We start from the raw sequence: 23,870 nt of genomic DNA on the forward strand, positions 1-23,870 counted from the left end.
AGGCGCCACATTCGATCATTCCGTCCGCCTGCGGAATGATGTCTGTCCATGTTGTGATTACACGACAGAGGTAGAGGAGTTGCCTCGCCCGCCAAGAGCGAGGCGCGGATTTATTTTCGCCTTAGCCGGCAAACTTGCCGCTGCGCGGGAAGCCCTTCGGAACGGTGCGGCCGGCTGTCGCGCGATCAGCGAGCCATTCGGCAAGCTCATCCTTGTTCTTGGTGAAGGTGCGGCCGGCGCTGTCTTCCCAGACGAGGCCGTCAGCGATCGCGAAGCAGCGCACGTCAGAGATGCCGCCATCCTTGTAGCGCTGCAGGCGAACGCCCTTGCCGCGACCCATTTCCGGCACCTGCGCCAGCGGGAAGACGAGCAGCTTGCGGTTTTCGCCGACGACGGCGACATGATCACCGCTGACGGGAACGATCAGCTTCGTCTCATCTGGCATGGACACGTTCATGATCTGCTTACCCTTGCGGGTATTGGCCACCATGTCGGTCTCGGCAACGACGAAGCCGTTGCCCGCCGTCGAGACGATCATCTGCTTGCGCGCAGAATCATGCACGAAGGCGGTCAGAACGTCCTGATCGTTCTCCATGTCGATCATGATGCGCAGCGGCTCACCGTGGCCACGACCGCCAGGCAACTTGTCGCCGCCAAGAGTGAACGCCTTGCCGCCAGTCGTGATGATAAGGATCTTGTCGGTCGTCTGCGCCGGGAAGGCAACCTTCAGCCCATCGCCCTCCTTGAAAGTCAGGGTCGCGGTGTCGGAGATGTGCCCCTTCAGCGCGCGGATCCAACCCTTTTCGGAGACGACGACCGTAATCGGTTCCTTCTCGATCATCGCCTGCTGGATGGCCTGCTCGTCGGCCTCGGGTGCATCGGCGAACTGGGTGCGGCGGCGGCCGAGCTCGGTCGCCTTCGCGAACTTCTTCTTTACCTCGCCGATTTCCCACGCGACGGTCTGCCACTGCTTTTCTTCCGACGCCAGCAGGGCTTCGATCTCGCCCTTTTCCTTAGTGAGTTCGTCGAACTCAGTGCGGATTTCGAACTCCTCGAGCTTGCGCAGCGACCGCAGACGCATGTTGAGGATCGCTTCAACCTGGTTGTCGGTCAGCGACCAGCGCGCGATCATCACCGGCTTCGGCTCGTCCTCCTCGCGGATGATACGGATCACCTCATCGATGTTGAGGTAGGCGATCAGCAGGCCGCCGAGGATTTCGAGGCGCCGATCGATGGCAGCGAGGCGGAAGCGCGAGCGGCGCTGCAGCACTTCGCGGCGATGGTCGAGCCACTCCTTGAGCACCTCGTTCAGAGCCATGACGCGCGGGATGCGGCCCATGGACAGAACGTTCATGTTCAGCGGGAAGCGGCTTTCCAGCTCCGTCAGCTTGAACATGGATTCCATAAGGATCGTCGGATCGACCGTCCGGTTCTTCGGCACCAGCACGACGCGGACGTCCTCAGCGGACTCGTCGCGGATGTCCTCGAGCAGCGGCAGCTTGCGCGCCAGCAGCAGTTCGGCGATCTTTTCGATCAGGCGGGACTTCTGCACCTGGAACGGAATTTCGGTGACGATGATCTGGTAGCCGCCGCGGCCGAGATCCTCAGTCTCCCACTTGGCGCGTGTGCGGAAGCCGCCACGGCCGGTCTTGTAGGCTTCGATGATGCTTTCACGGCCATCAATAATAATGCCGCCGGTAGGGAAGTCCGGACCGGGGATGAACTCAACCAGCTTTTCGACCGAAGCATCAGGATGCTTGATAAGGTGGAGTGCTGCGTCGCATAGCTCGTGGACATTGTGCGACGGAATGGACGTCGCCATGCCGACCGCAATACCGGACGAACCGTTTGCAAGCAGGTTCGGGAAGGCGCCCGGCAGGACGACCGGCTCTTCGTCTTCTTCGTTGTAGGTCGGCCGGAAATTGACGGCATCCTGCTCGATGCCGTCAAGCAGCAGACCCGCGACCTCGGTCATACGCGCTTCGGTATATCGGTAGGCCGCGGCACTGTCGCCGTCGATGTTGCCGAAGTTGCCCTGCCCGTCCACGACGGGATAGCGCTGCGAGAAATCCTGCGCCAAACGCACCAGCGCATCGTAAACCGACTGGTCGCCATGCGGATGGAACTTACCTATGACATCGCCGACGATGCGCGCGCATTTCTTGAAGGCGGAATTGGGCCGGATGCCCATTTCACTCATGGCGTGAATGATACGGCGGTGGACCGGCTTCAGGCCGTCGCGCACATCCGGAAGAGCGCGGTGCATGATGGTCGACAGCGCGTAGGCAAGGTATCGCTCTTCGAGCGCTGCCTTCAGATCGACCGGAAGGATACTGTCGTCGTCTCCGCCAGAGGGCGGCAAAATCTCTTGTCCCATATGTCCTGACTAGCCGAGAAGACCCTCTTGAGCAAGGATTCCGGGCATTCCGGCTGTGGACGAAGTCTTGGGGGCACAGGAAAAGAATGGCTTGAGACACTTTGCCTGAATTTGGTCGTTGTTTCGTTTTCCCTTCAACACAAATTTAGAAATCCGCAAATATAACCCGCGATTGAACCACAGTAGACCGGCAACGAATTGAGCCGTCGCTACGCACCGCCACCAGGGGACCCCAGATGACTTTTTACCGGACGACACGGCTAATGCTTTCGGGCGTTGCCTTTCTCTCTCTCGCCGGCTCGGCTTTCGCGCTCGACGGCCAGGATCTGCTGAAGAAGATCAATGCCGCCTATAGCCAACAGGGCGGCACGATCGTTGCCGATAGCGTCAACGTCGACGGTACGACCGTGACCCTGAAGAAGGCGAGCTTCAAGGCAAACAGCGGTGAAGCGGTGTCGATCGGCGATATCACGATGACGGGTGTCGAAGCCGACGACGACGGCGGCTACTACGTCGAGGAAGCGTCCTTCCCGAATGTCAGCGCCACCAATGAGGGCGCGACCTTCACGGCCACCGATCTGACGCTTAGCGGCATTTCGATCCCCGCCGATCCGAAGGGCGAAGGGCTCGACTCCATGCTGCTTTATGAGAACGCTCACAGCGGTCCTGTGAAGGTTGTCCAGAACGGCGCGGAACTATTCTCGATCGCCGAAAGCGACGTCAACCTGACGCTGCGCGAAGACGAGTCCGGCTTCGACTTCGATGGCGCTTTCAAGGGCCTGAAGGCCGATCTCAGCAAGGCAAGCGACGCGCAAAGCAAGGATGCGATCGACAAGCTCGCACTTCAGCACATCCAAGGCGACATCACGATGAAGGGTGCCTGGGAGCTGACGCCAGGCACGATCGACGTTTCCGAATTCGCCTTCGACTTCAACAACATCGGCAAGCTGAACCTCGCCTTCAAAATCTCCGGCTACACGATGCCTTTCTTGAAGTCGCTGCAAGAAGCCGCCAAGCAGGCCGAAGCGAACCAGAACAAGGAAGAAGCGCAGCAGGCTCTCGGCCTCTCGATGCTCGGACTGATGCAGCAGCTGTCGTTTGAAAGTGCCCAGATCCGCTTCGATGATGCTTCCATCACCAAGCGCGCGCTCGACTACGCCGGCAGCCAGCAGAACATCTCCGGCCAGCAGATGGCGGATTCGCTGAAGGCGATGACGCCGATCATGCTGGCGCAGCTCAACATTCCGGAGCTGCAGAACGCCATATCGGCGGCCGTCAACACCTTCCTCGACGACCCGAAGAGCCTGACGCTTGCCGCTGCTCCGGCAAAGCCTGTACCGTTCCCGATGATCATGGGTGCTGCGATGGGCGCACCGAACACGCTGCCGCAGGTTCTCGGCGTGAAGGTTTCGGCCAACGATTGATCGGCCAAGCTTGACTACTTGGAAACCCGGCGCGCCGTTGCCCGCTGGGTTTTCTACTTAGTAGCGAGGTGACCGCTGACCGTCACGTTGCTGGACGCGATCTGGAGCCTCGCAGAAATAAAGAAAGCCGGCGAAATCGATTGCCGGCTTTTATCATTCAGTAAGCCTGCTTAGTCCTTCTTGACCGGCGGGATCGGGCGGATCGCCAGTTCACGCAGCTGCGTCGGCGTTGCCGGCGTCGGTGCACCCATTAGGAGATCCTGGGCCTGCTGGTTCATCGGGAACAGCGAGATTTCGCGCAGGTTCTTCGCGCCGACAAGCAGCATGACAATGCGGTCGATACCGAAGGCCATGCCGCCATGCGGCGGTGCGCCGTACTGGAAGGCGCGGTAGAGGCCACCAAATTGCTCCTCGACCTCGGCGCGCGACTTGCCGGTCAATTCAAAGGCCTTGACCATGACTTCCGGCAGCTGGTTGCGGATCGAGCCCGAGGCGATCTCGAAGCCGTTGCAGACCATGTCGTACTGGAAGGCCTTGATTGACAACGGATCGGCGCCGTTGAGCGCTTCCATGCCGCCCTGCGGCATCGAGAACGGATTGTGGGCGAAGTCGATCTTCTTTTCTTCTTCCAACCATTCGTAGAATGGGAAATCGACGATCCAGCAGCATTCGAAGCGATCGCGATCGACGAGGTTCAGTTCCTCGCCGGCCCGGGTGCGGGCTTCCCCGGCGAACTTGTAGAACTTCGTGGGGTCGCCAGCGACGAAGAAGCAGGCGTCACCGTCATCGAGACCGAGCTGGCTACGGATCGCGTCGGTGCGCTCCTCGCCTATGTTCTTGGCAAGCGGGCCGGCGCCTTCGAGTTTCTCGCCTTCCTTGCGCCAGAAGATGTAGCCGAGGCCCGGCTGGCCCTGGCTCTGCGCCCAGGCGTTCATACGGTCGCAGAAGGCGCGGGAGCCGCCGGTCTTGGCTGGAATAGCCCAAACCTCGACCTTCGGGTTGGAGGCGATCATATTGGCGAAGACCTTGAAGCCGGAGCCATCAAAATGCTCGGTCACGGCCTGCATCTCGATCGGGTTGCGCAGGTCCGGCTTATCGGAACCGTACTTGCGGATCGCCGTCTCATAAGGAATACGCGGGAACTTCTCAGTCACTGGTTTGCCATCGGCGAACTCGACGAAGATGTCACGAATGACCGGCTCCATCGTGTTCCAGACGTCTTCCTGTTCGACGAAGCTCATTTCGAGATCGAGCTGGTAGAATTCGCCCGGCAGGCGGTCGGCGCGCGGGTCTTCGTCACGGAAGCACGGGGCAATCTGGAAGTAACGGTCGAAGCCGGCGACCATTAGCAGCTGCTTGTACTGCTGCGGCGCCTGCGGCAGCGCGTAGAACGTGCCAGGATGAATGCGTGATGGCACGAGGAAGTCGCGTGCGCCTTCCGGCGAAGAGGCCGTCAGGATGGGCGTCGTGTATTCGGTGAAGCCGATATTGCCCATCTCGCGGCGCATGGCCGAAATGACCTGCGTGCGCTTGACGATATTCTTGTGCAGCGTCTCGCGGCGCAGATCGAGGAAGCGGTACTTCAGGCGCACGTCTTCCGGATAATCCGGCTCGCCGAAGACCGGCAGTGGCAGTTCCTTGGCAGCGGAGAGAACTTCGATCTCCTGCGCGTAGAGTTCGATCTCGCCGGTCGCCATGTTCTTGTTGACGGTGTCTTCCGTACGAGCCTTCACGAGGCCGTCGATGCGAATGACCCATTCGCCGCGAACCAGTTCGGCCTGCTTGAAAGCGGGCGAATCCGGATCGGCAACGACTTGGGTGATGCCGTAGTGGTCGCGCAGGTCGATGAAGAGAACGCCGCCATGGTCGCGAACACGATGGACCCAGCCGGAAATCCGGACATTGGCGCCGACATCCGACTTGCGGAGGGCTGCACATGTGTGGCTGCGGTAACGATGCATCATCTCAATTCCCGGTATCTGGCTTAAAGACGGCAGCAAGGGGCTCTGATGGCTCTCCCGCACCGACAAGAAAATCGGGCGGAAAAGCGCATGGACGGTCTGATTTGTCAAGGGTTGGCGCGTAGGGCACGCGCGTTGCGAAGGCTTTATGGCAAGCATGCAACCGTGTCACCGGGAAAAGCCATGCGGCAGTTTGGCAACATCGCACCATATTGCTGAAGCTTGCGGTCAACTTTAAAGAGGAACGCTATCATTTTCTCGGAGCCTCTACATGCCCCTCCTCACTCGCCGCAATCTCCTGAAAGCCTCTGCCGTCGCAGGTGCATATGGCGTCGGTGTCGGGATCGCGGGGAAGTTTGGGCTTGCGGAAGCAGCCCCCGAGCCGCAGGTCTTGAAAGCGGTGAAGACGACGGCCAGTATCACCGATGCCGGTGTCACGAAAGAGATCATGAGCTGGGGTGACGGCGGCATGCCGCCGGTGCTACGGATGACCAAGGGCAAGCCCTATACGGCACAGCTGACGAACGCGCTCGACGAGCCGACGACGATCCACTGGCACGGTTTGAGAATCGCCAACAAGATGGACGGGGTGCCGTTCATAACGCAGCCTTACGTCTATACCGGCGATAGCTTCGATTATGCCTTCACGCCGCCGGATGCTGGCACCTTTTGGTATCATCCCCATTGCAACACGCTGACGCAGATGGGCCACGGCATGACCGGTGTTCTCGTGGTCGAGGATCCAGCCGACCCGACATTCGATGCCGAAGTGGTGCTCAATCTGCGCGACTGGCGCCTCGGCGGCGACGGCCAATTCATTGCGGCCTTCCGTCCACGCGACGCAGCAAAGACCGGTACTTACGGAACGGTAAGGACGGCCAATTGGCACCAGGAGCCACAATACGAGGCGCCGGCCGGCGGTCTCATCCGGCTGCGAATTGCCGTGACCGACGTCACCCGCATCTTCTCGCTGAAGATGGAAGGTGCCGAGGCGACGGTGATTGCGATCGACGGCAACCCTGTGCCGAAGCGCTTTCCGCTCGATCTGCTGCGGATCGGCCCAGGCCAGCGCCTCGATCTCGCCGTGCGGATGCCGGACAGCGAGGGCGCCATTGCCATACTCGAAGACATCAGGGGCACGACGCCGAAGACGATCGCCAAGCTTAGAGCTGTCGGAACATCCTTGAAGCGCCATGTCGGCGATCTCGGCACGCTCAGCGAAAACCCGGTCGCTAAGGCCGATCTGTCCTCGGCACAGAGGATTCCGCTCATTCTCAGCGCCACGGCCGAAAGCGCGCCTGCCGACAGTATCTGCGGCACCTTCGGCTACAGCTTCTGGGCCATCAACAAGGTGCCGTGGCCGGGCGACACCGCGGACCCGACCGCGCCGCTGGCGGAACTGAAGCTCGGCAAGAGCTACATTTTGCAGCTTGAGAACGTGACACCGCATGCGCATCCCATCCATCTGCACGGAATGAGTTTCACCGTCCTGTCGTCATCGACGCGGGAGGTCATGCCACTCGTTAGCGACACCTATCTCGTACAACCAGACGAGAAGGTGCAACTCGCCTTCGTGGCCGACAATCCCGGCGACTGGGTGCTGCATTGCCATATCATCGAGCATCAGAAGACTGGCATGACCAGTTATGTCAGGGTTGTTTGACGGGTCTTTACGGGTTCTAGTTGACTTATCCGGCCGAAAGGAGAAGGAAGGTTCAACTATGTCTATCCTGCGAATGAATTGAGATGATCGAAACAACCGCCGATTTGGAGGCGGCCTGCAAAGAGCTGGCCAAGTCAGAATTCATTACCATCGACACCGAGTTTCTCCGAGAGACAACATTCTGGCCGGAACTTTGCCTGATCCAGATGGCAAGTCCGACAACGGAAGTGCTGGTCGATCCGTTGGCGAAGGGTCTCGACCTCAAGCCATTCTTTGAACTGATGGCCAATCCTGCCGTTTTGAAAGTCTTTCATGCCGCACGCCAGGATATCGAGATCATCTACAACCGCGGCGGCCTCATCCCGCATCCGATTTTTGACACGCAGGTTGCTGCGATGGTTTGCGGCTTCGGAGACTCCGTCTCGTATGATCAGCTCGTCAATCGCACCAAAGGCGTTCAGATCGACAAGTCTTCGCGCTTCACCGACTGGAGCCGCCGGCCACTTTCGGAAAAGCAGCTGGACTACGCGCTTGCCGACGTGACGCACCTGCGCGACGTCTATCTCTACCTGAAGGCCGAGCTCGAACGCGAAGGCCGCTCGTCCTGGCTTCGGGAGGAGATGGATATCCTCGAGGCTCGCGAGACCTACGACATGCATCCGGACGATGCTTGGCAGCGGTTGAAAATGCGCCTGCGCAAGCCGCAGGAACTTGCCATTTTGAAATATGTGGCCGCCTGGCGCGAGCGCGAGGCGCGCTCCCGCAACGTGCCGCGCTCGCGCGTCCTCAAGGATGACGCGATCTACGAGGTCGCCCAGCAGCAACCGAAGGACGCCGAAGCGCTCGGCCGCCTGCGAGCGATCCCCAAGGGCTGGGAGCGATCGGCAGCCGGCATCGCCGTTGTCGAAGCCGTCAATGCCGCGCTCGCCTTGCCGAAGGCCGAGATGCCGCATGCTCCACGACAGACGCAACCGCCGGAAGGTGCTGCCGCTGCCGCCGAGCTGCTGAAGGTCCTGTTAAAGCTGATCTCGGAAAAGCATGGCGTCGCACCGAAGGTGATCGCCAACAGCGAAGATCTCGACCGCATCGCGGCGGAAGGCGAGAAGGCCGAAGTCGCAGCGCTGCATGGCTGGCGGCGGGAGCTTTTCGGTGAGCCCGCGCTGCAGCTCATCCAGGGCCAGGTTGCCCTCCGCTTCGTTGGCAAGAAGGTCGAGACGGTGGCGCTCTAGGTGCCATCACAGTCATCTCCAGATCGATTCGGTCCAAGGAAACTGACGCAGCGCCTTTCGGAAACAATCAACGTTTCCTATATGCCCTAGGTATCCCCGACGGACAGGTACCGCGAAAAGGACTACATGAGGGAAATATCTCCGGTCCAGAACTGGCTGTTGATCGCGCTTGTCATAGCCGCGAGCGGCGTTTTCTATGACATGCGCTTCTATGGCGGCCATCCGTTTGTCGGCGCGACCTTTGCGCTGTTCATCGGCATGCCGATCATCGCCTTCGAGCGCAAGGTGATCCTGCGCGGCCTTTACCGGCGCATGCAGGCATTGCCGACGGTGACGTTCTTCCTCGCTGAGATCTTCGTCTACGAGATCCTGATGAGCGTTGGATTTGCGGTTGCCGGCCTCTCGATGTGGTGGCTCGGAGCCTTTCGCCCAGCATCGTGGGTCGATGCCGTTATCCTGCCATTCGACGCCTTTCTTTATGCCCTTGCCGTGTGTGCGCTTATCATCTTCGTGCTACGTATCCGCGAACTGCTGGGCCGCGACATCTTCATCAGCATGCTTTTCAGCCGTTACCGGAAGCCGATCAGCGAGGAGCGCGTCTTCCTGTTCATCGATCTGGTGGATTCGACCTCCTTTGCCGAGAAGCACGGCGATCTTCGAGCCCAACAGATGCTGAGTTCCCTGTTTGCGTCGTTCGCCGAGCCGGTCCGGAAATACAAGGGCACCATCGATGACTACGTGGGTGACGCCGCGATCATCAGTTGGCCGCTGGAGCGCGGGATCAAGTTCGGCCGATGCGTGAACTGCATCTTCGATATCATCAGCGCGATAGAGGCGGACGCCGAGAACTGGCTGAAGACATTTGGTCAGGTCCCTCGCCTGCGCGCCGCCTTGCATGGCGGTACGGTTATTACGGCCGAAATCGGCGTCGACCATCATAAGATCACCTACTTCGGCGACACCGTAAACACCACATCCCGACTTGAATCGCTCTGCAAGAGTTTGAACCGATCGGTTCTCATCTCAAGCGACCTCGCCCTGCGGATCAAGATGCCGGAGACGGTCTCGGCCGAGGATCTTGGAAGCCACGCCGTCAAGGGCCGCGGCCAGAGCCTCGGCGTTATCGCGCTCGCCAAGGCAGACAACCGCAAGGCGTCATCAAAGCTTCACGCAAGCGTCAACGCGCCGACATGAAAGCATTGCTAATCGAGACCCGCATTCCAATCCTTGGGGGTTTCGATGAAAAATACTTTTCTCGCTTCTGTTTCATTTCTTCTTTTGATCGCTGGTTCGGCCGCCGCCGACCAGCAGGAATTTCCAGCTAAGCTCGCAGGCCAGGCCATTCTGCCGGCCAACACACTCGTCGCGGCTCCAGCCGATGCGCCTGAGTTCCTCAAGCACTCGGGCAAGTTCACGACCGCCGACCGCAAGCGCACCGAAGCGCTCGGTACGGTTCCCGGCAAGGACGGCGCTCGCGTCACCGATCTGAAGCTGCCCTTCGACGGTCAACCAATCCAGGGCTTCTCCGGCATCAAGACCATGCCGGATGGCACGTTCTGGACGCTCTCCGACAACGGCTTCGGCTCGAAGGCGAACTCCAGCGACGCGATGCTCTTCCTTCATCAGGCAAAGTTCGACTGGCAGACGGGCAAGGTCGAGGTCGTCAAGAACCTCTTCCTCTCCGACCCCAGCAAGAAAGCTCCTTTCCCGATCGTTCTGGAAGGCACTGAGAAGCGTTATCTCACAGGCGCAGATTTCGACATCGAATCCGTGCAGCCTGTGGCCGACGGTTTCTGGGTCGGCGACGAGTTCGGACCCTATATCATCAAGTTCGACACGGGAGGCCGCCTGACCGACGTGATCTCGACCACTGTCGACGGCAAGCCGGTTATGTCGCCCGACAATCCGGTGCTCTCCGTTCCGGCAAATCCGATCGCCAAGATGCCTGTGTTCAACCTCAAGCGCTCGGGTGGCTTCGAAGGTCTTGCAATGTCGAAGGATGGCAGCAAGCTCTACGGCCTTCTGGAAGGCGCTATCTATCAGGACGACGGCAAGATGGAGTCGGTTGACGGCCATACCGCCATCCGCGTCATCGAGTTCGACACTGCCTCCAAGAGCTGGACCGGCCGCAGCTGGTTCTACCCCTTCGAGGACAAGGGCGTTTCGATCGGCGACTTCAACATGCTCGACGACACGACCGCGCTCGTCATCGAACGCGACAACGGCGCCGGCACGAAGGACAAGGCTTGCGCCGATCCCAAGCAGCCGAAGCCGGATTGCTTCGAGGCACCGGCCGACCTCAAGCGTATCTACAAGATCGAGTTCAACGACGCCAACGTCGGCAAGTCTGTTCGCAAGATTGGCTACATCGACCTCCTGAACATCAAGGACCCGGACAATAAGAAGAAAGCTAGCGGCAAGGATGGCATCTACGACATGCCGTTCGTGACGATCGAGAACGTCGATCGCGTCGATGCCACCCATATCGTCGTCGGCAACGACAACAACCTGCCCTTCTCGGCGGGCCGCGCTGTCGACAAGGCCGACAACAACGAGTTCAGCCTGCTCGAAGTCGGCGAGCTCCTGAACGCGAAGTAAGTTTACGCTCATAAGGAAGGCCCCGCTCGAAGGAGCGGGGCTTTTTCGGGAACGACGCGGCAGACACCAGATCGGTTGGGCGTTCGAAAATTCGGACTAGCGCTCTGTTGCGCCCTTTCCAGCGAGAATGTGATCTCGGAATTTAGCAATCCGCGTCGTTCGCGTTTCCGACTTTTTCACCCCGTTGAGATTGATCACGTAGCTTTTCTGCCGGCCGGGCGTCAGCTCGTGAAAAGCCTCGGCAAGTTCAGGGTCGGAATCCAGGGCCTCCACCAACTCGTCGGGCAGTTCTATTTGGCTTTGCTCTTTAGGCAGCTTAATGCCTGCCTCCGCATAGCCCATCGCCTCCTTCAAGTAGGACCGGATGACGGGTTCCATCTTTGCTACCTGTGCATTGCTTACAAAACGGAGCATGTCGGGATGTTGGGTGTTCGATCCCTGCTTCTCAAGCACGCCTTCGGGATCCTTCATCAGTGCGGCGTTAAAGAAACTTGCGCGAAAATCGCCGCGGAAGGCACCGAGTATCACGATATTGCGGCCTTCGTGCATGTAGCAGGGATGCCCCCATTTCACCGTCTCGACGAGGCCCGCATCGCGACAGATGCGGCGAAGTTCGTTTAGGCCGTCAATCCATTGCCGTGTCGAACAGTCCGGTGTCGCAAACCGCTCGCAGCGTCCGCATCCTTTCGTAAAAAAGTCCTCAATATCCGTGATCATGTCTCTCGCCCAAATGTCGCTCGTGATGTTGGTTGCAAGCATACCGAACCAATACGTCAACTTAGGGACGAAATTTGCGGGAATGCGCCATAAGCGATCAACAAAGTCGTCGGTTTGTTCGCGGCGGTGTGCCTTGGTCAAGCGCGAAGCGCTACTCGAAGCGGAAAGCCAAGCGCTTGTTGGTGAGTCTGGACAACTGTTGCAGGCGGCCATCAAGGCGCTCACCGGCAAAGTCGCTGTACTCCGCCGGAACCACGAACTCCAGGTCCAGATCGGGATTGGACGACTTCTGGAAACTCAGGTTGCGGACCACGCCCGGCATGGATGCCGAGAAAAGGTAGACGACCCGCAGCATTCCGCCGAGTAGTTTGGCGCGCTCGACATATTGCGGCGTAGCGATCGTCGCCAACGGCCCCGTCGCGCCGTCATCATGCGGCCCCTCGAACCGGTAGTAGTTGGTGAGCGCGATGAATGCCCGGCCGGGATGGCTGATGCCGACGAAGGACGAATGGGCAATGATGTTCAGTGCCTGCAAGCCGCGATAGTCGGGATGTGCGCGCCAGCTGATGTCGGCGAGCAGGCATGCGGCCTGACGATAGCGCGCCTCTTCTTTCGTCTCGGTGACGCCGAAATAGGGCATCATCCGACCGGTCCACTCCGCCAGTTCTCTGGCATGCTCCGGCGAACGGGCACGGAGAATGGCAAGCTCGCCCGCCGCGGCCAATAGTGGATCGCTGCGGCGCTCGGTGTCGGAAAGCAATGAATAGAGGTAGCCTTCGCGCACGCCCTGCCCCGAAAACGAGATAACAGAGGGGTTCATCGCACTCAGGACTTCCTTCATGGCGACCGCGCCGAAGGGAAGCAACGCGCGGCGATGCTTCGAGACGGCCAACCATGCGGGATCTCTCGAGTCCCTGGCGATCTCCACGTGATCGAGGAACTGCATCATCGCCTCGAGCGAGACCTCGTAACCTTGCATCATATGCAGCGGATACTGCGTCAATTCCATGTGCAGCTTTGCGATGTTTCGCCAGGTGCCCCCCACGGCGTAGAAGGTGCGCCCAGCGCCCTTCGCCAGAAGCTTGGAGCTTGTTCTCACATGCTTGCGAGCAAACGTGCGGGCCTTCTCCATCGAGCCGCCGGCATATTCGGACAGGCGAAGGCCGCCAAGCGGCAAGGTTACGCCGTTGCCGATTTCCTTGCCCTTGATATCAATCAGTTCGAGCGAACCGCCGCCCAGGTCACCAGCAATACCGTCCGGCTCATAGAAGCCGCTGACAATGCCGAGGGCGGAGAACTTCGCCTCTTCTTCACCGGAGAGAACGCGGACCTTACGCTGCAGAATTGTTTCTGCCTGATGGATAAAATCCGGTCCATTTGATGCTTCGCGGGCAGCCGCGGTCGCCAGCACGAACATGGTGGCAGCGCGCGCCTGATCGGACAATGCCTTGAACCGGTGAAGAGCGGCCAGAGCGCGCTCGACGCTCGCCTCATCCATCTTGCCGGTCAGCGCAATGCCCTTGCCGAGCCCGCACAACACCTTTTCGTTGAAAAGGATCGTCGGCGAACGGGACATACCCTCATAGATGACCACACGGATCGAGTTCGACCCGATATCGACAACGGAGACCGGGGCAATCCCTGGAAGGCGCCCCTGGGCTTCTGATTCAACCATGCAGGTCCAATATTACTTGTTGTTTCGGCCGGAAAGCAGGCCGGCGATCAGCTTAGGCGCACTGGATTTCAAGGCTTCGCCACGACCCGACAGGCTGGGGTTGGTCATGAAATACTGCTGCGCGTTGAACGGCTCCTCGCCCTTGCGCACCTCCATGCGCCTGGACGTACCGTCGGGCAATATCTCGTAGCTTTGCTGATTGTCAATGATATTGCCCAGCATAATCTGTGAGAGAACCTGCTCGTGGACCGTCGGATTCGTCAGTGGGACGAGCGTTTCGACACGGCGATCGAGGTTGCGCGGCATCATGTCCGCAGAGCCGATATAAACCAGCGCCTTGTCGGACGGCAGCCCGTGCCCATTGCCGAAGCAGAAGATGCGGCTGTGCTCCAGGAAGCGTCCGACGATCGACTTCACCCGGATATTGTCGGACAGACCAGGCACTTGTGGGCGCAGGCAGCAGATGCCTCGAATGACAAGATCGATCTCAACGCCGGCGCTGCTTGCCGTGTAAAGCGCGTCGATGATCTCAGGGTCGACGAGCGAATTCATCTTCATCCAGATCGCCGCCGGCGCGCCGTTCTTGGCGTGTTTGATCTCTTCCTCGATGTGGCGAACGATGCGCGAGCGCAGCGTGTAGGGAGAAACCGCCAGTTTCATACTCTCTTCCGGCTCGCCATAGCCGGTGATGAAGTTGAAGATATTCGCCATATCGTGCGCGATCACCGGATTGCAGGTGAAGAACGACAGGTCTGTATAAATCTTCGCGGTGACCGGATGATAGTTGCCAGTGCCGAGATGGCAGTAGCTGCGAAGCTTACCCTCTTCGCGGCGGACGACCAGCGACATCTTGGCGTGTGTTTTCAACTCGATGAAGCCGAAGACGACCTGTACGCCAGCGCGCTCCAGGTCGCGCGCCCAGCGGATATTGGCCTCTTCATCAAAGCGGGCTTTCAGCTCCACCAGGGCCGTAACGGACTTGCCGGATTCGGCCGCGTCGATCAGTGCACGGACGATCGGGCTGTCGTTCGACGTGCGGTAGAGGGTCTGCTTTATCGCCAGGACGTCAGGATCGCGTGCAGCCTGGAGCAGAAACTGGACCACCACGTCGAAAGATTCGTAGGGATGGTGAACCACCATGTCCTTTTCGCGGATGGCAGCGAAGCAGTCGCCGGCGTGCTCTCGGACGCGTTCAGGAAATCGCGCGTTGTAGGACGGAAATCGAAGATCTTCACGCGGCGCCTTGGTGATCTCGGACAGCGTGTTCAGGGCCAGCAGTCCGGGCAGAACGGCGACGCGATTTTCCGGAACACTGAGGGCCTGAACAACGAACTGGCGCAGCGACGCGGGCATCTCCGAATCGGTCTCGATACGGATCACTGATCCACGGCGACGGCGCTTCAGTGCCGTTTCGAAAAAGCGCACGAGGTCTTCGGCTTCTTCCTCGACTTCGATATCGCTGTCGCGAATGATCCGGAATGTGCCGGAGCCCTGCACTTCGTAGCCAGGATAGAGCCGGTGAATGAAGACATTGGCGACGTCCTCAAGCGTGATGTAACGGATGGTGTTGCCATCGTCGGGCAGTCGCACGAAGCGGTCGAGTGCCGGTGGCAGGCGCAACAGCGCCGTCATAGGCTCACGGCCGTTCTTGCTGACGAGCTGCAGCCCGATCGAGAAGCCGAGGTTCGGGATGAAAGGGAACGGGTGGGCCGGGTCGATCGACAGCGGCGTCAACACTGGGAAGATCGCCTGCTCGAACTCCGTTGCGAGCCAGGCCCGATCGGATGCACTGAGTGCACCCGGACGGACGATCAGGATGTCTTCCTTGGCGAGATACTGCTGGAGCACGGCAAGCGATGCCTGCTGCTCCATCTGCAGATTGTCGATTTCCTGAAGGATGGCATCCAGTTGTTCTGCAGGCGTCTTGCCGTCGGGCGTGCGAACAACGATGTTCTGACGCACCTGCCCCTCGAGGCCTGCAACACGGACCATGAAGAATTCGTCGAGGTTTGCTGCCGAGATCGACAGGAAGCGGACGCGTTCAAGCAGCGGATGCTCGGTGTTCAGCGTCTCCTCGAGAACACGGCGATTGAACTGCAGCCAAGAGAATTCGCGATTGATGAAACGTTCAGGACTGGCGAGCAGTTCTTCCAGCGATGGCGCAGTCTCATTGGTTTCCGGAGTAGGTTGGTGATGCTCCGCGACTGCACTATCCATGGTCTGATTGTCCCGTTTCATTCGCCCAGCGAATTATATCAGTTTCACGACAGAACTGTGACAGTCAATCCACCGGCTCCGAATTGCCCAATTCATTCAACACTTCAGCGGCGAGAGTTCGAGTAATCTTCGTGCCTCGAGAGAGGGCAAGTCGATCAAGCCTGTCCACAATTGTCTGGGCCGCGTTCAGCGACCGCTCCATCCGGTTGACTATATAGAGGACCAGTTTGTCATCAATATAAAGCTGGCGGTCAGCAAACAGCTTCACAATGACCTGTGACAGCAGTTCCTCGTCCGGCTCCCCGATCTCGACAACCGTCGCAGCCTTTAGACGCGAGCGCAAATCCGGCAGTTCTACCGGCCAGGACATCGGCCACAGGCGGCTTGTCATCAGAAGACTGTGACCATTTTCCCGCACGCTGTTTATCACATGGAAGAGTTCTTTGTCGTCGAAGCCAAGCCGATCGACATCCTCGAACAGCACCGGACCATTGGCGGCATTGATCGCCGCGTTGGCACCGGCCCTTGGATGAATATCGACCGCACCACTGTGATCTTTCCAGATGTTCGCCAGATGCGATTTTCCGGAGCCCACTGGACCGGCGAGGATCACGACGGGCGAAGGCCAGTGCGGCCAGGCATCGACGATCGAGACGGCCGCCGCAAGCCGTTCGGAGATCAACAGATCGTCGCGCCCGGTTGCCGCATCGTGCGAAAAGGCCAAGGGAAGCTGTTCGACGGCATTGCGCCTTGGAGCAGCGTTTTTCACATCAGTCATTTGGGATCAGCTTTTGTCTTGCCGACCTGGCCAATCTTCGACCCGCCAGCATAGAGATCGCTCTCAAGGTAGCGTGAAAGCGCAAAACGGACAAGCACGCCGACCGCGGCAGCCGCCGGCACGGCGACCAAGAGGCCAACAAAGCCGAACAGCGCGCCAAAGGCAAAGAGCGCGAACATCAACCAAACGGGATGCAGCCCGACGCTGTGTCCCACCAGCTTCGGCTGTAGGATGTTTCCTTCCATGAACTGACCGCTGAAAAATACCGCGAGCACCGCGCCGACCCAGATGTAATCGGGCCAGAACTGGACGATGGCAACGCCGACGGCAAGGACTAGCCCCACCAACGAGCCCACATAGGGAATGAAGCTGATCATACCCGCGAACAGACCGATCAGCAGGCCGAAGTTCAAGCCGACCAACGACAGGCCAACCGCATACCAGATGCCCAGGATGAGGCAGAGCGAACCCTGCCCGCGAATGAACCCGGCGATCGCCTGGTCGATCTCGCGCATGATCTGGTGGACATTGGCTACATAGTCGCGCGGAATGTACTGATCGACCTTTGCAATCATGCGATCCCAATCAAGCAGCATGTAGAAGGCCACAACCGGCGTAACGATCATCAGCGAGATCACGTTGACGACGGCAAGACCCGAGCTCCAGACCTGACCAAAGAGGCCAGTCAGGAGTCCAAATCCCTGCGACAGGATTTCGGAGAAGTTGTTCTTGATCGTCCCGAGCTGGTTCCTCACCCAATCCGGCATGAGAGAGTTCTGCGACGTTGTAATGAATGTCTGCAACTGATCGATATAGCCCGGCAGGCGACCGGCAAAATCGCTGAACTGGCTCGCCAAAACCGGTATCAGGATCATCAAGGCCAGCACGATCACGACGATGAAGGCGATCAAGATGACGATCGTCGCCATCAGGCGGCTCAGCCCAAAGCGTTCCAGCCGATCGGCGACCGGATCGAGGAAATAGGCGAGCGCCATCCCTGCGAGGAACGGGAGTAGGATCGAACTGAAGAGGAAGAGGAAGCCGATGAAGAAGGCGAGTACGATCAGCCAGAAGATGACCTGGCGCTTCAGACCTGCCCCGCTAACCTGCTGTGGCATCACATTCCCCGCTGATCGACCGTCTCGTTTTCCCGCATCGTCACGATGCAACCTTTCGAGCACATAGGATGTGGCTGAGAGAATGGTCAACCCCGCCGCTGAAAATCCGGAGGGCCAACGTCAAAAGAGCGGGAAATTGGGGCTTTTTCCATGCAATCCCTTGCATGTAGGCCCGTGTCATGCAATGGCGACCCGCATATTGAGGCGGTGACATTTCCCGCCCCTGCACAGCCATCGGAGAGCAGCATGAGCCAGTCTGGAAAAAACGGCCTGACCTATAGCGACGCAGGCGTCGATATCGATGCCGGAAACCTTCTGGTGGAGAAGATCAAGCCCGCCGTGCGCTCGACGCGCCGCCCCGGCGCCGACGGCGAAATCGGCGGCTTCGGCGGCCTGTTCGACCTGAAGGCAGCTGGTTTCACCGATCCGGTTCTCGTCGCCGCCAATGACGGCGTCGGTACCAAGCTGAAAATCGCGATCGACGCCGATTTTCATGACACGGTCGGCATCGATCTCGTTGCCATGTGCGTCAACGATCTGGTCGTCCAAGGCGCCGAGCCGCTGTTCTTCCTCGATTACTTTGCCACGGGTAAGCTTGACCCCGACCAGGGTGCGGCGATCGTCGAAGGCATTGCTGCCGGCTGCCGCGATGCAGGCTGTGCACTGATCGGCGGCGAGACGGCCGAGATGCCGGGCATGTATTCCTCCGGCGACTACGACCTTGCCGGCTTTGCCGTCGGCGCTGCCGAGCGTGGCCAGTTGCTCCCCTCGGGCGACATTGCCGAGGGCGACGTCATTCTTGGCCTTGCTTCCTCGGGTGTTCACTCCAACGGCTTTTCGCTCGTGCGCAAGATCGTCGGGATTTCGGGCCTCGCCTGGGATGCCCCGGCTCCGTTCGCGGAAGACAAGAGCCTTGGCGAAGCACTGCTGACGCCGACGCGCATCTATGTAAAGCCGCTCCTGAAGGCGATCCGCGAAACCAAAGCCATCAAGGCGCTGGCGCACATCACCGGCGGCGGCTTCCCGGAGAATATTCCGCGCGTTCTGCCGAAGCATCTGGCAGCCGAGATAAATCTTGCTGCTGTCAAGGTTCCTACGGTGTTCTCCTGGCTTTCCAAGACGGGCGGCGTTGAGGCCAAGGAAATGCTGCGCACCTTCAACTGCGGCATCGGCATGATCGCAGTCGTTTCGGCTGAGAACGTTGCGACCGTCACCGCCGCGCTCGAAGCTGAAGGCGAGACGGTCGTGGCACTCGGCCGCATGATTGCCCGCGCCGAGGGTGCAGCCGGTACGCTCTACAAGGGTACGCTCGCCATATGACGACGCCGCGCAAACGCGCCGTCGTCTTCATCTCCGGCGGCGGTTCCAACATGATGGCGCTAGTGGCCGCGGCCAAGGCTGCCGACTATCCGGCAGAAATCGTCGGCGTCATCTCCGACAAGGCCGATGCCGGCGGACTTGCCAAGGCGGCAGCCGAAGGCATTCGGACATTCGCCTTCGTCCGCAAGGACTACGACAGCAAGGAAGCGCACGAGGAAGCGATCTTTGCGGCGCTCGATCAACTGTCTCCCGACATCCTCTGCCTTGCCGGATACATGCGGCTGCTGAGCGGCACTTTCATCCAGCGCTACGAAGGCCGGATGATCAACATCCACCCGTCCCTACTTCCGCTCTTCCCCGGCCTGCACACCCATCAGCGGGCGATCGATGCTGGCATGCGGGTGACGGGATGCACCGTTCACTTCGTTACCGAAGGCATGGATGAAGGGCCAGTCATCGGCCAGGCGGCCGTGCCGATCCGCTCCGACGACAGTGCCGAGAGCCTAGCGGCGCGCGTGCTAACCGTCGAGCACCAGCTCTACCCGCAGGCGCTGCGGCTGTTTGCCGAGGGCAAGGTGCAGATGGAAGGCGGCAAAGCCGTCAGCACAGGCGCCCTCGCCAAGTCAGCGGAAAACGGCAAAGTCATTTCGATCATCGGCGAGCGCGCCTGAACTCAGGCGGCAAGCGCCCGCGGCTGATGCAGCGTACCATCGCTGTAGACGAAACGGCCCTTGCGGAACGTGGCGCGGATGCGGTGCACGTCACCAACCTCGACGACCACGAGATCCGCCTGCTGGCCGAGGGCGATCTCGCCTCGATCCAGAAGACCGGCCGAGCGGGCCGCATTGCGCGTCGCCATGGCGACGGCATGGGGCAGGCTCGTGCGATCGGCGATCTTGAAAATGCCAGGCACGAAGGCTGCGGGATGGTAATCAGCAGCGACAACCGTCAGCAGGCCGGCTGCCGCGGCGTCGAGCGCACTGAGATTGCCGGACATGGATTGTCCGCGTAGGGCATTCGGAGCGCCCATCAGCGTCCACAGACCCCGGCGACGCGCCTCTTCTGCCGCGGCAAGCGTCACCGGAAATTCGCTGATCGTGACGCCGAGATCGTGCATTTGCGCGACCTTTTCGGCGCTGTCGTCGTCGTGGGAGGCGAGCGAAAGCTTGTGTTTCAGGGCAAGATCGACGACCCGCTTCAGCTTGATCTCGATGTCCGGATTGTCGCGCATCTCGATGCGCTTGGTGACCATCTCGGCGGCCATCTCCTCGGAAATGGCGCGGCGTTCGGCAATGCTCAGGATGTAGCTTTCGATGTTGTTGTACTGGCCCTGCCCAGGCGTGTGGTCCGTCAGCGAAACCATATCGACATGACCGGCATCGAGCAGCTTCTCAAGCGTGGGTGCGGCACCGAGGTTGGTGATCTCGTAGCGCGCGTGGACGCGGTGATCGATCAGCAGGTCATCCTTAAGCCGGTTGATACCCTCGATGACGGCCGAGGTCGTCTCAAGCGAGCGGACATGACCGTAGACGCTCTCTGTCGCGAAGGAGACGGCGGCAAAGGCGGTCGTGACGCCAGCCGCCGCCAGCTTCTTATCCAGTTCGTGAATGCTGAAATCGATTGGCATCGGCGCGTTCGGGCGCGGCGCGATCTCGCGTTCCACCATGTCGCCGTGAAGATCGACAAAACCCGGCATCAGCAGGCGCCCGCCGCCATCGATGGCGGCGTTGGCGACCGGCTGTTGCCGAACTTCAGCGATCGCGCCGTCCTCGACGCGCACCGAGCCGTGGCTCACGATCTCATCTGGAAGGACAAGAGTAAAATTGCTGAGCCACATGGATCTGCTCCGAGAGGGTAATTGTGACAAGCCGGAGCGCATAGCGCTGATTCATGACATAGGTGTGAACGCAAAGACGAGTTGGTCATGTGGTTGACCAACTTCACGCCTGCCGCTGGTCACAACTGCTGCAAAGCTGAAACAAGCCGCCGCCGTGGAGCATTTGCGGCCGATTTCGCTCTAGAGTAACGTCTCGCGGTTCAATGTCGCCCACTGCAGCAGGATAATCGTCTTTGCGTCGACGATCTCGCCCTGCTCAATCATCGTCATCGCCTTGCCGAGCGGCACTTCCAGAACTTCGATATCCTCGTGTTCCTCGGCAAGTCCGCCACCGTTCGATACCCGATCGGTCGTATCGATCGATGCGGCGAAGAAGTGCAGCAGCTCCATGCTCGAGCCCGGCGAGCTGTAGGCCTTGAACAGGAAGCGCATGTCTCGAATGCGAAATCCGGTTTCTTCCATGGCTTCGCGGCGGATCGCGGCTTCCGGCTCATCGCCATCGAGCAGGCCCGCCGGCGCCTCGATGATCCAGGCCGGTTCATCATGAAGGTAGACCGGCAGGCGGAACTGCCGGACCAGGACAACCGTGTCGCGCTTTGGATCGTAGAGCAGGATCGTCGCTGCGGGTGTGCGATGATAGACCTCGCGCTGCAGTCGGTGTGTCTTGCCGTCGGAATCCGTGTAGTCAATCTGGAAGCCGCTGAGACGCGTCCATCCGCTCGAGAGCGTCTTTACATCGACGATCTCGGCTTTTGCCTTGTCAAACTTCGTCATGCGGCATCCCTGCGCAGCCAGACCTTGTTGTCGTGAACCGCCGCGCCGCCGTATGGCGCGACCGGATCTGCGCCAGTCAGCACGTTGATGCCTTCGCCATCGACATGCGCCTTGTTCGGCCAGAGACCTTCGGCGATCAGCACACCCGGCTTGACCTCATCGGTGATGCGCACGTGGATGCGCAGGTCACCACGACTGTTGCCGATCCGCACGAGGTCACCATGCTCAATGCCGCCGTCGGCAGCATCGGTCGGATTCATCATCAGCTCCGGTCGCCCCTCTTTCTGGCGCGAGGTCTTCGTCTCCGAGAAACTCGAATTCAGGAAGTTGCGCGCCGGCGATGTTGCGAGCCGGAACGGATGCTCGGCATCCGCCACCTCAATGACATCCACCTGATCCGGGAACGGCGGCAGTCGCTCGTGCGGGCCAAGAGCCCCGACGGCGGCCGGCGGTTTATTCGGCGCGGGACCGTTGACCCAGTCCGGCCGGAAATGGAACTTGCCATCCGGATGCGCGAATCCCTTGAGGAAATGCGCATCCTCGAAATCCGGCTGACGGTCGAACCATTTGTGTTCGAGGAAATGATCGTAGCCCGGCAGGTTGCTGGCCTCGAGAACCCGATCGATCATTTCGCGCGCGGTGAAGCCGAAGCCGGGGCGATCGGCGACGCCGAGCCGTTTGGCCAGTTCCTCGATCACGAACAGGTTCGTTCGCACCGTCGATGGCGGCTCGACCAACTTGGGACCGAGGAGGATGTGGTTCTGGCCACCAGCGCGGTAGATATCGTCATGCTCGACGAACATCGTTGCCGGGATGACGATATCGGCCATTTCGGCCGTCTCCGTCATGAACTGCTCGTGGACGGCGACGAAGAGGTCGTCGCGGGCAAAACCGCGCTTCACCAGCCGCTGCTCCGGCGCGATGTTCACCGGGTTGGTGTTTTGGATCAGCATGGCCGTGACCGGGCCGCGATGGCGCAGCGCTACGGCATCGCCTGCCAACGCACGGCCGATTTGCGACTGGTCGATCATGCGGATATCCGCATCCTTCATCGACTTGCCCGTCAGTTCCGCATTGCTCATGCGGAAGATATCGCTGTTCGAATGGAAGGCCCCGCCGCCTTCATATTGCCAGGAGCCGAGGACGGTGGCGATGGAGGCAGCGGCGTGCATGGCGACGGCGCCGTTACGCTGCCGCGTGAAGCCGTAGCCGAGGCGGAAATAGGTCTTCTTCGTCGTGCCGACGAGCCGTGCAAAGGCCTCGATCTCGTCCACAGACAGACCAGTGATGGCCGCAGCCCATTCCGGCGTTTTCGTTTTCAGATGCGCTTCAAGGCCGCCTGGATCGTCGGCGTATTTGGCCATGTAGTCGCGATCGGCGTAGCCGTCGCGGAAGGCGATATGCATGACCGCACAGGCAAGTGCCGCGTCCGTACCCGGCTTGACGATCAGCGCCATGTCGGCCTGCTTCATCGTCGGATTGTCGTAGATATCGACGACGACGATCTTGGCGCCGCGTTCCTTGCGGGACTTGATGGCGTGGGTCATCACGTTGACCTGTGTGGACACCGCGTTCGTACCCCAGATCACGACGCAATCGGTGCGGCCCATCTCGCGTGGGTCAGGTCCCCGCAGCGTCCCTGTCGCCATCGTGAAGCCGGTCCAGGCCGGATTGGTGCAGATCGACGAGAAGAAGCCGGAATAGCGCTTGGCGTGGCGCAGGCGATCGATCGAGTCGCGCTGAACCCAACCCATGGTTCCGGCATAGTAGTAAGGCCAGATCGCCTCACTGCCGTCCCGGGCTTCGGCCTTGACGAAGGCTTCGGCGATTTCATCCAGCGCCTCGTCCCAGGAAATCTGCTGCCACTGCCCTGCCCCCTTGGCGCCGGATCGGCGCAGGGGATGCATCAGCCGGTCCGGGTGATAAAGTCGTTCGGCGTAGCGCGCGACTTTGGCGCAGATAACGCCCGAGGTATAGCTGTGATCGTTTGCGCCGCGCACACGGCCGATGCGGCCATCGTCACTGATCTCCACCTCCAGCGCGCAGGTCGAGGGACAGTCGTGCGGACAGGCAGTGTGACCGAGCCTGATGTTCGACTCGGCGGATTTGGCGTGAATGGGGGTCGCAATGTTCATGGCTTTTCTATATTCGAACCGGAAACCGGCCAAAAGTCACAAATGAC

At 60.1% G+C, this 23,870-nt stretch carries 17 protein-coding genes; 7 read left to right on the forward strand and 10 right to left on the reverse strand.

The features are described from left to right. Positions 1-121: 121 nt before the first annotated feature. Positions 122-2,377, reverse strand: coding sequence for a DNA topoisomerase IV subunit A (gene parC, locus FHT71_RS23405; protein WP_132592198.1), 2,256 nt, complete (start codon positions 2,375-2,377; stop codon positions 122-124). Positions 2,378-2,613: 236 nt separating this feature from the next. Here parC and FHT71_RS23410 point away from each other — a divergent pair, with 236 nt between their 5' ends. After that, positions 2,614-3,801, forward strand: coding sequence for a hypothetical protein (locus tag FHT71_RS23410; protein ID WP_007801034.1), 1,188 nt, complete (start codon positions 2,614-2,616; stop codon positions 3,799-3,801). Positions 3,802-3,971: 170 nt separating this feature from the next. Here FHT71_RS23410 and aspS read toward each other — a convergent pair whose 3' ends face one another. After that, complete coding sequence (aspS, locus tag FHT71_RS23415) at positions 3,972-5,762, reverse strand: aspartate--tRNA ligase (protein ID WP_132592298.1); 1,791 nt, start codon at positions 5,760-5,762, stop codon at positions 3,972-3,974. 271 nt (positions 5,763-6,033) lie between these two features. Between aspS and FHT71_RS23420 the strand changes: the two genes are divergently transcribed. The 4 genes from FHT71_RS23420 to FHT71_RS23435 all read left to right on the forward strand — a co-directional run bounded on the left by FHT71_RS23420 (position 6,034) and on the right by FHT71_RS23435 (position 11,252). Then, the gene (locus tag FHT71_RS23420; RefSeq protein ID WP_183722223.1) at positions 6,034-7,425 is read left to right on the forward strand and encodes a multicopper oxidase family protein; all 1,392 of its coding nucleotides are present in this window, start codon (positions 6,034-6,036) and stop codon (positions 7,423-7,425) included. Positions 7,426-7,508: 83 nt separating this feature from the next. After that, on the forward strand, positions 7,509-8,654 hold the full coding sequence (gene rnd / locus FHT71_RS23425; RefSeq protein ID WP_183722226.1) for a ribonuclease D: 1,146 nt from the start codon (positions 7,509-7,511) through the stop codon (positions 8,652-8,654). A gap of 126 nt (positions 8,655-8,780) precedes the next feature. Beyond that, positions 8,781-9,848, forward strand: coding sequence for an adenylate/guanylate cyclase domain-containing protein (locus FHT71_RS23430; RefSeq protein ID WP_132592192.1), 1,068 nt, complete (start codon positions 8,781-8,783; stop codon positions 9,846-9,848). A 45-nt stretch (positions 9,849-9,893) separates the two neighbouring features. Next, positions 9,894-11,252, forward strand: coding sequence for an esterase-like activity of phytase family protein (locus FHT71_RS23435; RefSeq protein ID WP_183722228.1), 1,359 nt, complete (start codon positions 9,894-9,896; stop codon positions 11,250-11,252). 96 nt (positions 11,253-11,348) lie between these two features. On the opposite strand, the gene FHT71_RS23440 is transcribed toward FHT71_RS23435, so the two are convergent. From FHT71_RS23440 to FHT71_RS23460, 5 genes are all read right to left on the reverse strand, one after another. Then, the gene (locus FHT71_RS23440) at positions 11,349-11,969 is read right to left on the reverse strand and encodes a YdeI/OmpD-associated family protein (RefSeq protein ID WP_183722265.1); all 621 of its coding nucleotides are present in this window, start codon (positions 11,967-11,969) and stop codon (positions 11,349-11,351) included. Between the two features lie 151 nt (positions 11,970-12,120). Further along, positions 12,121-13,644, reverse strand: coding sequence for an exopolyphosphatase (ppx, locus tag FHT71_RS23445; protein WP_183722231.1), 1,524 nt, complete (start codon positions 13,642-13,644; stop codon positions 12,121-12,123). A 12-nt stretch (positions 13,645-13,656) separates the two neighbouring features. Further along, positions 13,657-15,861, reverse strand: a complete 2,205-nt coding sequence (locus FHT71_RS23450; RefSeq protein WP_183722234.1) for an RNA degradosome polyphosphate kinase — start codon at positions 15,859-15,861, stop codon at positions 13,657-13,659. A gap of 64 nt (positions 15,862-15,925) precedes the next feature. Beyond that, positions 15,926-16,639, reverse strand: a complete 714-nt coding sequence (gene hdaA / locus FHT71_RS23455) for a DnaA regulatory inactivator HdaA (RefSeq protein ID WP_183722237.1) — start codon at positions 16,637-16,639, stop codon at positions 15,926-15,928. Beyond that, positions 16,636-17,757, reverse strand: coding sequence for an AI-2E family transporter (locus FHT71_RS23460; RefSeq protein ID WP_007801015.1), 1,122 nt, complete (start codon positions 17,755-17,757; stop codon positions 16,636-16,638). Before FHT71_RS23460 ends, hdaA begins: the two co-directional genes overlap by 4 nt. 246 nt (positions 17,758-18,003) lie before the next feature. On the opposite strand from FHT71_RS23460, the gene purM reads away from it, so the two are divergent. Both purM and purN read left to right on the forward strand, forming a co-directional pair. Then, positions 18,004-19,077, forward strand: coding sequence for a phosphoribosylformylglycinamidine cyclo-ligase (gene purM / locus FHT71_RS23465; RefSeq protein WP_132595187.1), 1,074 nt, complete (start codon positions 18,004-18,006; stop codon positions 19,075-19,077). Then, positions 19,074-19,748: a phosphoribosylglycinamide formyltransferase gene (gene purN / locus FHT71_RS23470; RefSeq protein WP_132595185.1), complete on the forward strand. Its 675-nt coding sequence runs from the start codon at positions 19,074-19,076 to the stop codon at positions 19,746-19,748. The genes purM and purN overlap by 4 nt, the downstream gene beginning before the upstream one ends. Positions 19,749-19,750: 2 nt before the next feature. On the opposite strand, the gene FHT71_RS23475 is transcribed toward purN, so the two are convergent. The 3 genes from FHT71_RS23475 to FHT71_RS23485 all read right to left on the reverse strand — a co-directional run bounded on the left by FHT71_RS23475 (position 19,751) and on the right by FHT71_RS23485 (position 23,823). Then, positions 19,751-20,914, reverse strand: coding sequence for an alpha-D-ribose 1-methylphosphonate 5-triphosphate diphosphatase (locus FHT71_RS23475; RefSeq protein ID WP_132595183.1), 1,164 nt, complete (start codon positions 20,912-20,914; stop codon positions 19,751-19,753). A 180-nt stretch (positions 20,915-21,094) separates the two neighbouring features. Then, a complete protein-coding gene (locus FHT71_RS23480; protein ID WP_007801006.1) occupies positions 21,095-21,688 on the reverse strand; it encodes an NUDIX domain-containing protein in 594 nt (197 codons plus the stop codon). Next, positions 21,685-23,823, reverse strand: a complete 2,139-nt coding sequence (locus tag FHT71_RS23485) for a molybdopterin oxidoreductase family protein (RefSeq protein ID WP_183722239.1) — start codon at positions 23,821-23,823, stop codon at positions 21,685-21,687. Before FHT71_RS23485 ends, FHT71_RS23480 begins: the two co-directional genes overlap by 4 nt. Positions 23,824-23,870 lie beyond the last annotated feature (47 nt).

This window comes from Rhizobium sp. BK060 (assembly GCF_014193145.1).
In the GTDB taxonomy this organism is placed as follows: domain Bacteria; phylum Pseudomonadota; class Alphaproteobacteria; order Rhizobiales; family Rhizobiaceae; genus Rhizobium.

Coding starts and splice junctions, on each gene's coding strand:
- hdaA (WP_183722237.1), bottom strand. CDS start 16,639: ATGACTGATGTGAAAAACGCTGCTCCAAGGCGCAATGCCGTCGAACAG.
- FHT71_RS23435 (WP_183722228.1), top strand. CDS start 9,894: ATGAAAAATACTTTTCTCGCTTCTGTTTCATTTCTTCTTTTGATCGCT.
- FHT71_RS23475 (WP_132595183.1), bottom strand. CDS start 20,914: ATGTGGCTCAGCAATTTTACTCTTGTCCTTCCAGATGAGATCGTGAGC.
- parC (WP_132592198.1), bottom strand. CDS start 2,377: ATGGGACAAGAGATTTTGCCGCCCTCTGGCGGAGACGACGACAGTATC.
- FHT71_RS23480 (WP_007801006.1), bottom strand. CDS start 21,688: ATGACGAAGTTTGACAAGGCAAAAGCCGAGATCGTCGATGTAAAGACG.
- ppx (WP_183722231.1), bottom strand. CDS start 13,644: ATGGTTGAATCAGAAGCCCAGGGGCGCCTTCCAGGGATTGCCCCGGTC.
- FHT71_RS23485 (WP_183722239.1), bottom strand. CDS start 23,823: ATGAACATTGCGACCCCCATTCACGCCAAATCCGCCGAGTCGAACATC.
- FHT71_RS23450 (WP_183722234.1), bottom strand. CDS start 15,861: ATGGATAGTGCAGTCGCGGAGCATCACCAACCTACTCCGGAAACCAAT.
- FHT71_RS23420 (WP_183722223.1), top strand. CDS start 6,034: ATGCCCCTCCTCACTCGCCGCAATCTCCTGAAAGCCTCTGCCGTCGCA.
- FHT71_RS23410 (WP_007801034.1), top strand. CDS start 2,614: ATGACTTTTTACCGGACGACACGGCTAATGCTTTCGGGCGTTGCCTTT.
- purM (WP_132595187.1), top strand. CDS start 18,004: ATGAGCCAGTCTGGAAAAAACGGCCTGACCTATAGCGACGCAGGCGTC.
- FHT71_RS23440 (WP_183722265.1), bottom strand. CDS start 11,969: ATGATCACGGATATTGAGGACTTTTTTACGAAAGGATGCGGACGCTGC.
- aspS (WP_132592298.1), bottom strand. CDS start 5,762: ATGCATCGTTACCGCAGCCACACATGTGCAGCCCTCCGCAAGTCGGAT.
- rnd (WP_183722226.1), top strand. CDS start 7,509: ATGATCGAAACAACCGCCGATTTGGAGGCGGCCTGCAAAGAGCTGGCC.
- FHT71_RS23430 (WP_132592192.1), top strand. CDS start 8,781: ATGAGGGAAATATCTCCGGTCCAGAACTGGCTGTTGATCGCGCTTGTC.
- FHT71_RS23460 (WP_007801015.1), bottom strand. CDS start 17,757: ATGCCACAGCAGGTTAGCGGGGCAGGTCTGAAGCGCCAGGTCATCTTC.
- purN (WP_132595185.1), top strand. CDS start 19,074: ATGACGACGCCGCGCAAACGCGCCGTCGTCTTCATCTCCGGCGGCGGT.